The sequence below is a fragment of the Pseudomonas sp. MUP55 genome, assembly GCF_034043515.1.
Lineage (GTDB): Bacteria > Pseudomonadota > Gammaproteobacteria > Pseudomonadales > Pseudomonadaceae > Aquipseudomonas.
In genome coordinates this window covers 3,234,297-3,247,963 of record NZ_CP138214.1, presented here as the reverse complement: position 1 = coordinate 3,247,963, position 13,667 = coordinate 3,234,297, and the positions used below count along the sequence as shown (strand labels likewise).

Here is a 13,667-nt window from a genome sequence, read left to right as displayed (position 1 = left end):
GCCACAATGGCGCCTTTGTCGGCAGCCAAGCAGGCGACGCGCATGAACAGCCTTGGGCAAGACCCGGACCGCGTTATCGAGGAGCAGGTGCGAACAGACCGTTTGCACCAGCTGTTTCGCCAATCGTTTCCGGCCATCCTTGGCAGCTACCTGGGCGCGGTCATGCTCTGCTGGCTGTGCTGGGACCGCTTCGATCACTCGACCATCCTGATATGGCTGGTGCTGCTGGCGGGCTCGTCGCTGGTGCGCCTGCAGCTGTTCGTCGAATGGTTCCGCTGCCCGGACAGCGAGCGCACGCCTGCACGCTGGGAGCGTCGTTATTGGCTGACACTGATGCTGTCGGCGGGCATCTGGGGAGGCGGCGCGCTGGCGGTGATGCCGGTCGATGACCGGGTGTCCCAGGTGCTGGTCATGCTGTTTGCCGTGGGCATGTCGGTGAGTGCGGTGTCGTGCTATTCGGCCTATCGCTACATGTCGCTGGTGTCCATGTACCTGGTGCTGTTGCCCTGTACCCTGTGGCTGCTGTTCCAGCCGTCACCGATGCAGGTGGGCGTGGCGCTGGCGGTATTGGTGTTCTCGTCCTTTGTGGTGGGTGCCACGCGCAAACTCTCCGACGCTTTGGAAAAAGCCTTTCGCCTGACGCGGCAAATGGAGCGCGCTCACGCCATTTCAACCCATGCCGCGCAGACCGATGAATTGACCGGGTTGATGAACCGTCGTGCGTTTTTCGAACGCGCCCAGCTGCTGCACGCCCAGTGCCGCCGCGAACAGCAGCCGTTGTGCGCGCTGATGCTGGACATGGATCACTTCAAAAGCATCAATGACACCTACGGCCACCAGGTCGGCGATCAGGTGTTGCGCCAGATCGGCGGCGTGATCAGCGCCGGGTTCCGTCAGGTGGATGTGTACGGTCGTCTTGGCGGCGAAGAGTTTGCGATCCTGCTGCCCAACACGTCGCTGGAGACTGCGCGCCGCCTCGCAGCGCAACTGGTCCAGGCCATCGGCGAACTGAAGGCCGGCCCGGTGCAGGGGCTGAGCGCCAGCCTGGGTCTGGCCTCGACCCATGCCCAGGCGCTGGACCTTTACGTGTTGATGGACAGCGCCGACCAGGCGCTGTATCAGGCCAAGGCGCGTGGCCGCAATCAGGTGGCCGTGGCGGGCTGATCTTTGGTCATGGCCTTGGCCAATGCGCGGGCGACCTGTTCGGCGGAGTAGGGCTTGGCGAGGAACTCAAAGCCTTCATAGCCGCTGTCCGCCAATTCTTCGCTGTAACCCGACACGAGTACCACCGGCAGGTCCGCACGGCGCTGGCGCAGCAGCTTGGCCATGGCGACGCCGGTCATGCCTGGCATTACCACATCCGAGAAAATCGCGTCGAAGGCCTCGGCGTCTTTGCCGGCCAGCGTAAGGGCTTGCTCGGCATTGGTGGCCCAGGTGGTCTGGTAACCCAGGTCCTTGAGGATCTGGCTGGCGAAGCGTCCCACCTCCAGGTTGTCCTCCACGATCAGGACATGCAATTGGGCAACATCCAGCGGTGCTGGAAGATCCTCGTGTTCTTCCTGCTGCGGCGCGGCTTCGCCTTCGACTTGCGGCAGGTACAGGGTGAACACCGTGCCTTGCCCGAGGGTACTGGCCACATCGATATTGCCGCCCGATTGCTTGGCAAAGCCAAATACCTGGGACAAGCCCAGCCCGGTGCCCTTGCCGACGGCCTTGGTGGTGAAGAAAGGCTCGAAAATACGTTCGAAGGTGTCGCCGGGGATCCCGATGCCGGTGTCGGCCAGGGCAATGCTGATGTAGGGCAGGTGCGACTCGGCATCCCCGCGGATGCGCGGCAGAGGCTGCTGCGCGGCTACCTTGATGCTCAGGGTGCCCTGGCCATCCATCGCATCGCGCGCATTGAGGGCGATGTTGATCAGGGCGGTTTCGAACTGGCTGGGGTCGATGCGCGCATAGCAGGGCTGGTCAGGCAATTGCACCTGCACGTGAATGCGTGCGCCGGTGACGCTTTCGAGCATGTCGGCGATGTTCTGCACCCGTTGGCTGACATCGAAGACCTGCGGATTCAACGGCTGGCGACGGGCAAAGGCGAGCAATTGGCTGGTGAGCTTGCTGGCCCGCTCGACGGTATCGGACACCGCGCCCATGTAGCGTTGCCGGCGCTCTTCCGACAGCCCCGGTTGGCGCAGGAAGTCCACGGATGAGCGGATGATTGTCAGCAGGTTATTGAAATCGTGGGCGACGCCGCCGGTGAGTTGGCCGATGGCCTCGAGCTTTTGCGACTGACGCAGCGCGGCTTCAGCCTGGGCGAGGGCACGGGTGCGTTCTTCCACGCGCTGTTCCAGGGTTGCATTGAGCTCGGTGTAGGCCGCCAGCCCTTCACGCACCGCGGCATCGGCGCGTACGCGTTCGATATGCGCCCAGCAGCGTTCGGTGACTTCGCCCAACAGTGCCAGGTCATAGGAGGACCAGTAGCGGGGCTGTCTGTCGTGCACGGCCATCAAGGCGGTGAGGCGTCCGTCTTTGATCAGCGGCATGCAAATGGTCGCGGTGACACCGAGTGCCTGGAAGGTGGCTGCTTCATGGGGCGGCAGTTCGAGCAGGTTGTTGCACACTACCAGCGGCTCGCCGGCGCGCAGGCAGGTCACGGCGCGCTCACCGAACGCGGCCAGGCTGTAATGGCCGATGATGCTTGGCGAACCTTGCGCCGACCAGTCACCGCGAATGGTAAAACCGTCCTGATCGTCTTCCATGTCGGCGTAGGCGCAAATCGACACCTGCAGGTGTTCTGCCACCAGGCGGGTGGTCGAAGTCATGATGTCTTCGGCATCGGTGGCGGTGGCGACGCTGCTGCCGATGGCGTCCAATACTTCCAGGCGCCGGGCGAGGAACACGGTGGCGGTGGTTTCGGTCACCGTATCGAGCAACCCGACCACCCTGCCTTGTGCATCGCGGATCGGGCTGTAGCAAAAGGTGAAATACGCCTGTTCAGGTGCCTCGTTACGCTGGATCAACAGCGGAAAATTTTCGATATAGGTGGCATGCCCGGCGAACGCGGTGTCGGCGATAGGACGGATGTCATCCCAGACCTCATGCCATACCTCGTTGAACGGGCGGCCGAGGGCGTCGGGCTTGTTGCCCAGGATCGGCACGAATGCATCGTTGTAGAGAGTAATCAGCTGCGGCCCCCAGACTATGGCCTGGGGAAAGCTGGAGGCGAAGCACAGCGCAACGGTTGTCTTGAGCACGTCGGGCCAGTGTTCCAGCGGCCCCAGGGGCGTATTGGACCAATCATGCCGACGAACCCGCTCAGCCATTTCGCTGCTGCCTTGCAGCCAGTTCATCATTGGGTTCACACCTTGTTCGCTACGCTTGTTAAGCCTTGAAGAGGTCAGACTGACAAACAAAAGACCGGAATGACCTGGATCGGTTCAGCGCGATTATCTCCTAGATAGCACTTTGATTTCACCGTCCATTTGGCGGCGCGGGTGGCCGCCGGCCTGGGCCGGCGCCCAACCTATTGGGTGCCGAACAGCCCCGTCCAGTAAATGCCCGCATCGCTTTTGGGGTCCATCGCGTAGGCCGCGCCCAACTCGCGAAATTGCGGGTTCATCAGGTTGGCGCAGTGGCCGGGGCTGGCGAGCCAACCGTCGAGTACCTTGCGTGGGGTATCGAGGCCGGCGGCGATGTTCTCGCCGATGTTCTTGGCGATGTAGCCGGCCAGCTCGGCGCGGTCACCGGGGGTGCGCCCGTCGTGGTCCAGGTGGTCGAAAAAGTTGCCGTTGGCCATGTTGCGGGTGTGGCTGTTGGCGGCGCCGGCCAGGTCGTCGTTCCACGACAGCGGCGTGGTCGCCGTGAACGCTTCGGTGCCGCACTGGCGCGGCTGGGCGCGGGCGGCGTTGATCAGGTCGAGCAGTTTGCGGCCTTCGGTCTGCCAGTCGCCCAGGCCGCTGGTCAGCAGCGGGCGGGCGAGCACGATGCGCCAGTCCTGGCCGCTGTTGCTGACGCCGATATCGACGAACTGCGGGTCGAGTACCACGCGACAGAAACTTTCACGCACCGCTTTCATGGCGGCCTCGGCATCCTTGGGCCCGGACAGGCTGATAGCCTGCACGTTGACCATGGGGTACGCGGCCCGCGCCAGGGACTGCTGCAAATCGCCGGCATTGGAGGCCGGCAGCACCAGCCGTGCATCACTGCTCAGCGGTGGCAGCTCCTGGGAACCCTGGTCGCCGCAGCGCTGCACCTGGCTGCGGTATTGGTTGATCTGTTGTACCAACTGACTTTCTTCATTCGCCATCGCGCTGGCGCAGAACACCGTACTGGCGGCCAGCGTCGTAAGACCCATCATCAATGACAGAACGCGCATGGACGTTACCCTTGAGCTTGAAAGTGCCCATGATGCGCGATCCAGGTGCATGCATGCACCCGTTGGTCCGAACTTTTTTTGCGCAATTGTTGAGTGTCTGCGGGTGAGAACCCGGTTACACGGCGCGCAACAGGTACAATCGCCGCTGCCTTGACGTAGAAAACCAGGAATGTGCATGTACAGCCTTACCCGCTACACCACGCCGTGCCCCGAGCCGGTCAACAGCCAGATCCTGCAGCTGGTGGTCGACAACCTCACCGACATCAGCAGCGTGGCGTTGGCGTCCAGCAACCTGCTCTACAACATTTATCAGTACGCCATCGGTTATGAGGTGCACCTGTACCTGGAGGCACTGGACGGATCGAAGGGCATCGCCGTTGAACTGGTGGTGGCGATGCAGGACGAGACAGTGGTTGGCTTCTGCCTGTATCTGCCGGTGAAGGATGACCCCCACGCCTGTGGCGTCGCATTCATGGCCGTGCACGCCGGTTTCAGGCGCCAGGGTGTGGCCCGGGCGATGTTGGGCGACGTGCTTGCGCGCTATCCCCATGCAGAGCTGGCGTGCGCGGTGGAGAAGGTTCCGGCGTTCGAAGCCATGGGCTTCAAGGTCCGTGGCGCGCGTGGTACCCAGGTGCTGATGAATACGCGGGACTACGGCACCGATGGCTTGATGGGTGTGCTGGACGTGGCGGCTATCTACAGCTCGCTGGAAGTGCGGCAGATTCATACCTACCTGCTGCAAAAGCACGGTAAGCGGGCGATGGTGGACGCGGAAAAGCAGCGCGACCGGCACCTGGATCAACTGACGCGCAAGGTGCAGCGGTTTGTAGACGCACGCTTGGGCTGAGCACGGCGGTGGGTCAGTCATCTATGAATTGACTGCACCGCCGCTATCGGGGGCAAGCCCCCTCCCACATTGGTTTTGTGGTGTTGCAGATGTCGCATGCGGCCGCCAGCCAGGTGAAACGTTAAGGTTTGATGCAGTCTTGAGCCTGCCCAGATCCAAATGTGGGAGGGGGCTTGCCCCCGATGGCGGTGTGTCAGGCCACTATTAATTGACTGAACCACTGCTATCGGGAGCAGGATCCCTCCCACATGCACCGCGCCTGACCATCGCCAGGATGGTTTCCAGCAATTCCTGCTGCGCTTCTTCGCGGCTGATTTCCCCGTTGGCTGCTGCGTGGGACAAGGCCTCGGCCGCACCCAGCATGGCGCGCAGCCCTGCTTGGGAAAGCCTGCCACCTGGTGCGAAGGGCGCAAGGGCGTAGCGGCATTTGTCGAGGAAAATCGCCTCGTACTTGCGCTTGAGGGCTTCCAGCTCCGGCGATCCACTGAGTGCCGCCGTCACCCCCGGAATTTCGCGACCCTGCAGCAACACGCAATCCACATAGGACTCAGCGATCACCCACGCACGCGCTTCAAGCGTCGCGCTACTGGCTTCGATGGCGTCGACAAACACTTGGTTCTGGCGCCCGTCGAAGTCCTCGTACAGCGCGGCCAACAAGCCCGAACGGGTGACGAAATGGTCGTAGACCACCGGTTTCGTCACCCCGGCCAGCTCCGCCAGACGGCCCAGGGTCAGGGCGTCGGTGCCTTCTTCGCGCACCAGTTGCCAGGCTGTCTCCAATAATTGCTGCAGGCGTTCCTCGCGGGAAAGGCGCCGACGTGGGGCAGGGGAGTGTTCGCTTGACATGCTTATATACCAAAAGTAACTTAAGGGCGTTAACTTACTAAAAGTAGCTTAAGCCTAAAAGGAGTCAATGTCATGCATGCACTCATCGTTGTCGCGCATCACGACCCGCAATCCCTTACCCGCAGCGTGGCCGAGCACGTCGGCGCCGGCCTGGTTGCCTGCGGCCACACGTTTGAACTGGGCGACCTGGCGGCCGAAGGCTTCGACCCTCGCTATTGCGCCGCCGATCACCGCGTACACCGAAACCGCGAAACGCCGCCAGCGGATGTGCTGGCCGAACAGGCACGCATCGAGCGCGCCGATGCCTTGGTATTGGTGTTTCCGATCTACTGGTGGTCAATGCCGGCGCTGCTCAAGGGCTGGATCGACCGCGTCTTTGTCAACGGCTGGGCAATCGACTACGGCCCAGATACGCCGGTGACCAAGAAGTTGCGCCACCTCAAAGTGCATCTGCTGGCCCTGGGCGGCGCGGATGCAAGCGCCTTCGACCGACACGGTTATGCCGCAGCCATGCGCACGCAGATCGATTACGGGATCTTTGACTACTGCGGAGCGCAGGTGCTGACCTCGGAGCTTTTGCTGGAGTCGGAAAGCGAGACTGCCCAGGCGCATCTGCACAGGGCCAGGGCGGTGGGGCAGGGCCTGTTCGAGCGCGAGACGGTTGCAGGATGAGTCAAGCGTCGCGAAACAGGTCGTGGGCATCGAGCAAGCGGTAGGCAATTTCCGGTTGTTTTTCCATGCCCCGACGAATCGCCGCCGGAATCGACTGCCGGGTCTTGCGACACAGGCCTGGCAGTTCGTCGATGACGATCTGGATCCCGCGCATGCTCTTGACCTCGGTGTGGCCCGGCGCGATATGCAGGCGGATGCCCAATTGCTCGTACATCCGCTGCTGCATATGCTCCAGGTCCTGCAGGCTCTTGAGGTTTTCCAGGCGCTCGAGCAGGCGTTTTTCTTCCTGGCGTGTCAGGTGCAGGATGCGCAAGTCGGCGCCGGGGGCCTCCAGCAATCGTTCGCGCTCGCAGTCGCAGACGCCGGGTGGGCAGGGTTGGCGAATGGTCAATGTGCAAGCCCTCCCGTAACCGGCGCTGGCGCCTTGCTTAGTAGCTGAGCGCGACGCCCAGGCTGCCCAGGGCCTTCCAGTAACCCGGATAGGTCTTGGCCACGCAGTCGGGGTCTTGAATACGAATGCCCGAGATCTTCAGCCCGGCCAGGGCAAAACACATGGCGATGCGGTGGTCGGCATGGGTATCGATCAATGCGTTGCACGCCGTGCCGGCCAGCGCCGGGTCGGCTGCCACCAGCAGATCGTCGCCCTCGATGGTCGCCAGGCCCGGACGGATTTCGTTGAGACCGTCGTGCAGCGCCTGAACGCGATCACATTCCTTGACCCGCAGGTTGGCCAGTTCCGTGAAGCGCACCGGGGTATTGTTGAAGGCGGCGAGCACCGCCAGGGTCGGAATGGCGTCCTGCATCTGCGAGCCCACCACCGTGGCCTGCATGTTCGGGAACTGGGCGATCACCGCCTGGGCCTTGGCGTCCGGCTGGGTGAAGTCCTGGGCGGCGACACCGATGTCGATGCGGCCCCCGGTCAATACCTCGGCGGCCCACAGGTAGGTGGCTGCGGAGGCATCGGGTTCGATCAGGTAATCATGGGCGGTGTAACCGGTGGGGGCCACGCGCCAGGTGGTGTCGTCGACGGCTTGCACTTGGGCGCCGAAGGCGCGCATGCAGTCCAGCGTCAGGTCCACATAGCCACGGGCGCCGATGTCCTTGCCGGTCAAGGCGACTTCAATGGGAGCCTCGCCGCATGCCGCGAGCATCAGCAGCGCCGAGACGTACTGGCTGGACAAGCCGCCATCGATCTCGAAACGCTTGGCCTGCACCTTGCCCACGCCGTGCACGGTCACCGGTGGGCAGCCGGTCGGGCTGTCGACCTGGATGCCATTCTGGCCGAGGGTGGCGAGCAGTGGCCCGATTGGACGCTTTTGCATGTAATCGTCGCCGTCCAGCACCACGGTGCCCTGCACGGTGGCCACGGCGGCGGTGAGAAAGCGCATGGCGGTGCCGGCATTGCCGAGGAACAGCGGCTGCGCCGGCAATTGCAGTTTGCCTTGGCCGGTGACCACGAAGGTGGTGTCGTCCGGCTCGTCGATGGTCACGCCCATCTGCCGCAGGGCTACTGACATATGACGGGTGTCGTCGCTCTTGAGCGCGCCGCTCAAGCGGCTGGTGCCCTTGGCCAGGGCCGCCAGCAGCAGGGCGCGGTTGGTAATGGATTTGGAGCCGGGCGGCGCGACCTTGCCATTGAGAGGAAAGTTGGGCGGTGTAACGGTCACGGTTTTCTGCGAACTCAAGGGACAAGGCTCCTGATCAAGGCGAGGTGGCGTGGAGTGGCCGACGGGGCGGACCCGAATAATCGGCCAAAGGTGCGGTGCTTGTCGAGATTTAGCGCTTGCTCAGCCAGTAATCATGCAGCGCCCGCGCCGCCGGTTCGATTTCGCCGACCCGTTGCTGGTGTGCCCGCACATCCAGGTCTGCCGGCAATTCGAAGTTATCCTGCTCGGCGCACCAGGAGATTTTCTCGAACTGAGTGGCCAGTTCGGTGGGCAATGGCGGCCAGTTGGCGATGGCGGCGCCACGGATGTAGCCGAAACACCATTCTTCCGCGAGAGTCACGGGTTGGCCCTGATGTTCCTTCTCATCGAAGCGCGCCTTGAAACCCCGGGCATCACCGGCCAGTTGCGCCGCCAGCGTGTTCAGGTGGCGCACGCACAGGTCCAGGAACGCCCCGGCCTCCTCAGCGCTTTCCCAGGCCGGGTTCTGCCCGCCCCAGATGGCCGGGAACCACTCGGCGATGTCCACCTGCGTCGGGCTGGACACCAGCGCGATGAAGTAGCCGTCGAGTTCGGCGACGTTGAGCACCGAATGGTCGTCGCCGTACTTGAGCAGGGTTTCTTCGATCAGGTCGAACTCGGCGATGGTGAGAGGCTGGGCGTGCATGGCAGATCCTTTAAACGTCGAACGCCGCGAGTCAGGCGGCTTAAAGGGCGAAGGATGGCGTGTGTGCCGGGTTTTATCCAGCGTCTTTTCCATCCCGGCCGCGAGTCCCGCTTTTGGCCGATGCGCCGTCGCTGACCCTTGTTATAGTTCGGGCCTCATCACTCGCCAGTCAGGGATCACTGCCATGTCCGAATACCAAGCTTTCGTCGTCGAACTCAGCGGCAACGTTGCCCATGTGCAGATCAATCGTCCGGAAAAGATCAACGCGATGAACGCGGCGTTCTGGAGCGAAATCATCGACATCTTCCAGTGGGTCGACGACACCGATGCCGTGCGCGCGGTGGTGCTCAGCGGTGCCGGCAAGCACTTTTCCTCCGGCATCGACTTGATGCTGCTGGCCTCGGTGGCCACTGAGCTGGGCAAGGACGTGGGCCGCAATGCGCGCCTGCTGCGGCGCAAGATCCTCGAACTGCAAGCCTCGTTCAATGCGGTCGACAACTGCCGCAAGCCGGTTCTGGCGGCGATCCAGGGCTATTGCATCGGCGGCGCGATCGACCTGATCAGCGCCTGTGACATGCGCTACGCCGCCGAGGACGCGCAGTTCTCGATCAAGGAAATCGACATTGGCATGGCCGCCGACGTCGGCACCCTGCAACGCCTGCCGCGCATCGTCGGCGACGGTATGCTGCGTGAACTGGCCTACACCGGCCGACAGTTCGGCGCCGAAGAAGCGCGCAGCATCGGCCTGGTCAATCGGGTGTTTGCCGACCAGGCCAGCCTGTTGGCCGGCGTCATGGCCATTGCCCATGAAATCGCCGCCAAGTCGCCGATTGCCGTGACCGGCACCAAGGCCATGATCAGCTATATGCGCGACCACACCATCAATGATGGCCTGGAATACGTTGCCACCTGGAACTCGGCTATGTTGCAATCCAACGACTTGCGTGTGGCCATCGCGGCCCATATGAGCAAACAGGCTCCCGAATTCGTGGATTGATCGATATGACCTCAGGCTGGATTACCACAACGCTGCTGGACAACGACGCCACCGGCGGCTGGGCGGTTGCCCGCGGCCGCGATGGCTTTTTGCATGATGCCAACGGGCCGCTGTTCCCTCGGGAGTGGCTCAAGCGCCAGGACCTGTCGGTGTTCGCCGAACACGGCATCGGGCACCTCGATGGCGAGCCGGTGTACCTGCTGGAAGTCGACGGCGCAGGCCAAGTGCCCGGCTGCAGTTGGCAAGGCCTGCGCGGCTTTATGCTGCAAGGCGATCACACCCTGTACAAAGTGCTGGGCTACGCCGCGCAAATTGGTACTTGGGCACGCGAGCACCGGTTCTGCGGCAGTTGCGGCCAGGCCATGGTCCAGGTGCCACGGGAGCGGGCGATGTACTGCCAGGCGTGCGACCTGCGCAGTTACCCGCGGATTTCACCGAGCATGATCGTGCTGGTGACCCGAGGCGATGAAATTCTGCTGGCGCGTTCGCCACGGTTTGTCAGCGGGGTCTATAGCACCCTGGCCGGCTTTGCCGAGCCGGGTGAGTCGGCCGAAGACTGCCTGATCCGTGAAGTGCGCGAGGAAGTGCAGGTCGAGGTGAAGAACCTGCAGTACATGGGCAGCCAGTGCTGGCCGTTCCCCCATTCGATGATGCTGGGCTTTCATGCCGAGTATGCCAGTGGCGATATCGTGCCCCAGGCCGACGAGATCGAAGACGCGCAGTGGTTCAGCATCCACGACCTGCCGCCGTTGCCGGCATCACGCTCGATTGCGCGCTACCTGATCGACCTCTATGTGGCCCGTCGCCTAGGCCACGCTGAACCAGTGCTGCCAGGCTAAGCGCACCGTCAAACCGAGTACCACGGTGATGAACACCGGGCGAATGAACTTGGCGCCGCCGCTGATTGCGCTGCGTGCGCCAAAGAATGCGCCCCCCATCACCGAGATCCCCATCGCCAGGCCGACCACCCAGTCCACTGAACCGTTGATGATAAACACCGTCAGCGCCGCCGCGTTGCTGACAAAATTCATGCTGCGCGCCACGCCGCTGGCCTTCACCAGATCGATCGGGTGCAGCAGCATGGTGCTCACGGTCCAGAACGCGCCGGTGCCAGGCCCGGCCACGCCGTCGTAGAAACCCAGGCCAAAGCCCTGGGTGGCCTGCCATTTCTTCTTAATCGGCGCCTCGGCGTCCAGCGGCGCCTTGGGGGTGCCACCGAACAGCAGGTACACGCCGCAGGCGAACACGATCACCGGCAGCATTTTGTTCAGGGTCTCGGCGGGCAGATAGTGCGCGACCACGGCGCCGGCCAGCGCGCCGATCAGCGTACCGACGATGGCATGCACCCACTGGCGCGGGTGGAACAGCTTGCGCCGGTAGAAGGTGAAGCTGGCGGTGGCCGAGCCAAAGGTCGAGCTGAGTTTGTTCGTACCCAGCACCAGGTGGGGCGGCATGCCGGCGGTCAACAGGGCAGGGGTGGTGAGCAGGCCACCTCCGCCGGCGATGGCGTCGATGAAGCCGGCGATAAACGCCACGACGGCGAGAATGGCGAGGGTGGTCAGGTCAACGCTGAGTTCGAAGGGCATGGGCAGGGCTTATTGTTGGGTGGGCACACAAGCCCGCCATCTTACCCGTCGAATGTACGCAAAACCAAATGAGTGAGCAGAACCCAATGTGGGAGGGGGCTTGCCCCCGATAGCGGTGGATCAGCCAGCTCAAGTGTTGCTGACCCACCGTCATCGGGGGCAAGCCCCCTCCCACAGGTTTAATCGTGTTTGTCTGCTATTTGTGGGTGCCCATCTACTCCAGTGCCGATACAGACCTGCCGGAAGTGCGCCAATCCAAATGTGGGAGGGGGCTTGCCCCCGATAGCGGTGGGTCAGTCAGCTCAAGTGTTGCTGACCCACCGTCATCGGGGGCAAGCTGTTCTGGTCAAGTTTTTCCGGACACCGGTTACGGTGATCAAGCCGCCTCCTGCTCCATGGCTATTGGCGACAGGTAATTGTTGTAGCTGTGGAGCCTGATTCGGTTGTATCGCATGAAAAAGCGGGTCATATCCTGCTTGGCTTCTTCAACTGTCGTATAGCCTTTGGTGGGCACCCACTCTGATTTGAGCGTCCCGAAGAAACGCTCTGTTGGCGCGTTGTCCCAGCACTGCCCCCTGCGGCTCATGCTTTGCGTTATTCCATGCTCCAGCAGCTCGGACTGAAAGAGCTGGCTGGTGTATTGGCAGCCTTGATCTGAATGAAACATCAAGCCTGCATGTTTGCCTCGAACCTCCACCGCCATTCTCAGCGCCCTGCTAACCAGGTTGGCGTCATTGATCAGAGAAAACGCCCAGCCAACGATTCGGCGGGCGAACAGATCAATCACCGCTGCCAAGTGATACCAGCGTTTCCCAACCATCAGGCTGGTAACGTCGCCGCACCAGACCTGATTAATTGCGGTTGGCTCGAAGTTACGCTCGAGCAGGTTCTTGGCCACAAATGCTTCGACGCCTCTAGAGCGATACTGATGGCGGCGACGCTGTTTGCTGGCCAGATTTGCCTCCGCCATGAGCTTTGCAACTAAATACCTTCCCGCCTTGATCTGTTGGGCCTTCAGGCGCTGAGAGATCATCCGTGTGCCTGCACTTTCCCGGCTTTCGACATGCAATTGCACGACTTTTGCTCTAAGCGCGTCACGCTCGGCATTCGGTGCTGAGCGACGCTTAATCCAGTCATAAAACGCGCTGCGAGAAACGCCTAGCGCACTGCAAAGCAGGCTGGTCGGATATGAACTCGACTCCCTCAGTTCCTCGATCAGGAAAAACGATCGGGATCCGACATCAAGAGAGCCGTAGCCTTTTTTAAGATTTCAGCCTCAGTCTCCAGGCGCTTGATCTTGGCTCGTAGCTGTTGAAGCTCTCGCTGTTCGTCGCTGATAGCCTTGGTACCTGCCACTGGCTGCCCTTTGTGACGTTCTTTACGAACCTGATCAACCCAGCGGCGCAGAGCCGTAGGGCCAACGTCCATCGATGCGCAGACGTCGGGAACTGAGCAGTTATCATCAAGAACCATGCTTGCAGCACGTTGCTTGAACTCGTGGGTATAGGTCTTTCGCTGTTGCATTCGGAACCTCCTGATTGGGCGAATCATATCGCCCTTAAGAGGTGTCCGGGATCATTAGGCCAGTTCAAGCCCCCTCCCACAGGTTTAACCGTGTTTGTCTGGCCATTTGTGGGTGCCCATCCACCCCCCAGTGCCGATGCAGACCTGCCGGAAGTACGCAAATCCAAATGTGGGAGGGGGCTTGCCCCCGATAGCGCTGGGTCAGTCAGCTCAAGTGTTGCTGACCCACCGTCATCGGGAGCAAGCCCCCTCCCACAGGTTTAATCGTGTTTGTCTGCTATTTGTGGGTGCCCATCTACTCCAGTGCCGATACAGACCTGCCGGAAGTGCGCCAATCCAAATGTGGGAGGGGGCTTGCCCCCGATAGCGGTGGGTCAGTCAGCTCAAGTGTTGCTGACCCACCGTCATCGGGGGCAAGCCCCCTCCCACAGGTTTAATCGTGTTTGTCTGGCTATTTGTGGGTGCCCATCCACTCCAGTGCCGATGCAGACCTGC

General features: G+C 62.1%; 14 protein-coding genes. 5 read left to right on the top strand and 9 right to left on the bottom strand.

Annotated elements, in window-relative coordinates; translation table 11 throughout:
- Positions 1 to 6 precede the first annotated feature (6 nt).
- Positions 7 to 1,164, top strand: coding sequence for a GGDEF domain-containing protein (locus tag SC318_RS14635; protein WP_320427361.1), 1,158 nt, complete (start codon positions 7 to 9; stop codon positions 1,162 to 1,164).
- Here SC318_RS14635 and SC318_RS14630 read toward each other — a convergent pair.
- Together SC318_RS14630 and SC318_RS14625 are read right to left on the bottom strand one after the other, a co-directional pair.
- Positions 1,143 to 3,347, bottom strand: a complete 2,205-nt coding sequence (locus tag SC318_RS14630) for a GAF domain-containing protein (protein WP_320427360.1) — start codon at positions 3,345 to 3,347, stop codon at positions 1,143 to 1,145. The two genes, SC318_RS14635 and SC318_RS14630, sit on opposite strands and share 22 nt — an antisense overlap.
- A gap of 170 nt (positions 3,348 to 3,517) precedes the next feature.
- A complete protein-coding gene (locus SC318_RS14625) occupies positions 3,518 to 4,369 on the bottom strand; it encodes a CAP domain-containing protein (protein ID WP_320427359.1) in 852 nt (283 codons plus the stop codon).
- 175 nt (positions 4,370 to 4,544) lie between these two features.
- Here SC318_RS14625 and SC318_RS14620 point away from each other — a divergent pair, with 175 nt between their 5' ends.
- Entirely contained in the window at positions 4,545 to 5,216 is a 672-nt protein-coding gene (locus tag SC318_RS14620) for a GNAT family N-acetyltransferase (RefSeq protein WP_320427358.1), read from the top strand.
- A 204-nt stretch (positions 5,217 to 5,420) separates the two neighbouring features.
- Here SC318_RS14620 and SC318_RS14615 read toward each other — a convergent pair whose 3' ends face one another.
- The gene (locus SC318_RS14615; RefSeq protein WP_320427357.1) at positions 5,421 to 6,062 is read right to left on the bottom strand and encodes a TetR/AcrR family transcriptional regulator; all 642 of its coding nucleotides are present in this window, start codon (positions 6,060 to 6,062) and stop codon (positions 5,421 to 5,423) included.
- Between the two features lie 72 nt (positions 6,063 to 6,134).
- Between SC318_RS14615 and SC318_RS14610 the strand changes: the two genes are divergently transcribed.
- Positions 6,135 to 6,734 carry an NAD(P)H-dependent oxidoreductase gene (locus SC318_RS14610; RefSeq protein ID WP_320427356.1) on the top strand — a complete coding sequence of 200 codons (600 nt, stop codon included), beginning with the start codon at positions 6,135 to 6,137 and terminating at the stop codon, positions 6,732 to 6,734.
- A gap of 1 nt (position 6,735) precedes the next feature.
- Here SC318_RS14610 and SC318_RS14605 read toward each other — a convergent pair whose 3' ends face one another.
- From SC318_RS14605 to SC318_RS14595, 3 genes are all read right to left on the bottom strand, one after another.
- On the bottom strand, positions 6,736 to 7,125 hold the full coding sequence (locus SC318_RS14605; RefSeq protein ID WP_320427355.1) for a hypothetical protein: 390 nt from the start codon (positions 7,123 to 7,125) through the stop codon (positions 6,736 to 6,738).
- Positions 7,126 to 7,162: 37 nt separating this feature from the next.
- A complete protein-coding gene (gene aroA, locus SC318_RS14600; RefSeq protein WP_320427354.1) occupies positions 7,163 to 8,419 on the bottom strand; it encodes a 3-phosphoshikimate 1-carboxyvinyltransferase in 1,257 nt (418 codons plus the stop codon).
- Positions 8,420 to 8,510: 91 nt separating this feature from the next.
- Complete coding sequence (locus SC318_RS14595) at positions 8,511 to 9,065, bottom strand: UPF0149 family protein (protein ID WP_320427353.1); 555 nt, start codon at positions 9,063 to 9,065, stop codon at positions 8,511 to 8,513.
- A 184-nt stretch (positions 9,066 to 9,249) separates the two neighbouring features.
- On the opposite strand from SC318_RS14595, the gene SC318_RS14590 reads away from it, so the two are divergent.
- Entirely contained in the window at positions 9,250 to 10,062 is an 813-nt protein-coding gene (locus SC318_RS14590) for a crotonase/enoyl-CoA hydratase family protein (RefSeq protein ID WP_306493238.1), read from the top strand.
- 5 nt (positions 10,063 to 10,067) lie between these two features.
- Entirely contained in the window at positions 10,068 to 10,901 is an 834-nt protein-coding gene (gene nudC / locus SC318_RS14585) for an NAD(+) diphosphatase (RefSeq protein WP_320427352.1), read from the top strand.
- On the opposite strand, the gene SC318_RS14580 is transcribed toward nudC, so the two are convergent.
- From SC318_RS14580 to SC318_RS14570, 3 genes are all read right to left on the bottom strand, one after another.
- Positions 10,869 to 11,648, bottom strand: coding sequence for a TSUP family transporter (locus SC318_RS14580; RefSeq protein ID WP_320427351.1), 780 nt, complete (start codon positions 11,646 to 11,648; stop codon positions 10,869 to 10,871). The two genes, nudC and SC318_RS14580, sit on opposite strands and share 33 nt — an antisense overlap.
- A 376-nt stretch (positions 11,649 to 12,024) precedes the next feature.
- Positions 12,025 to 12,855, bottom strand: a complete 831-nt coding sequence (locus SC318_RS14575) for an IS3 family transposase (protein ID WP_320431239.1) — start codon at positions 12,853 to 12,855, stop codon at positions 12,025 to 12,027.
- Between the two features lie 8 nt (positions 12,856 to 12,863).
- A complete protein-coding gene (locus SC318_RS14570; RefSeq protein WP_320427350.1) occupies positions 12,864 to 13,172 on the bottom strand; it encodes a transposase in 309 nt (102 codons plus the stop codon).
- Positions 13,173 to 13,667 lie beyond the last annotated feature (495 nt).

What these genes read in the sequence shown, in the direction of transcription:
- SC318_RS14635 (WP_320427361.1), top strand. Translation starts at nt 7, where the DNA reads ATGGCGCCTTTGTCGGCAGCCAAGCAGGCGACGCGCATGAACAGCCTT.
- SC318_RS14630 (WP_320427360.1), bottom strand. Translation starts at nt 3,347, where the DNA reads ATGATGAACTGGCTGCAAGGCAGCAGCGAAATGGCTGAGCGGGTTCGT.
- SC318_RS14625 (WP_320427359.1), bottom strand. Translation starts at nt 4,369, where the DNA reads ATGCGCGTTCTGTCATTGATGATGGGTCTTACGACGCTGGCCGCCAGT.
- SC318_RS14620 (WP_320427358.1), top strand. Translation starts at nt 4,545, where the DNA reads ATGTACAGCCTTACCCGCTACACCACGCCGTGCCCCGAGCCGGTCAAC.
- SC318_RS14615 (WP_320427357.1), bottom strand. Translation starts at nt 6,062, where the DNA reads ATGTCAAGCGAACACTCCCCTGCCCCACGTCGGCGCCTTTCCCGCGAG.
- SC318_RS14610 (WP_320427356.1), top strand. Translation starts at nt 6,135, where the DNA reads ATGCATGCACTCATCGTTGTCGCGCATCACGACCCGCAATCCCTTACC.
- SC318_RS14595 (WP_320427353.1), bottom strand. Translation starts at nt 9,065, where the DNA reads ATGCACGCCCAGCCTCTCACCATCGCCGAGTTCGACCTGATCGAAGAA.
- SC318_RS14590 (WP_306493238.1), top strand. Translation starts at nt 9,250, where the DNA reads ATGTCCGAATACCAAGCTTTCGTCGTCGAACTCAGCGGCAACGTTGCC.
- nudC (WP_320427352.1), top strand. Translation starts at nt 10,068, where the DNA reads ATGACCTCAGGCTGGATTACCACAACGCTGCTGGACAACGACGCCACC.
- SC318_RS14580 (WP_320427351.1), bottom strand. Translation starts at nt 11,648, where the DNA reads ATGCCCTTCGAACTCAGCGTTGACCTGACCACCCTCGCCATTCTCGCC.
- SC318_RS14570 (WP_320427350.1), bottom strand. Translation starts at nt 13,172, where the DNA reads ATGCAACAGCGAAAGACCTATACCCACGAGTTCAAGCAACGTGCTGCA.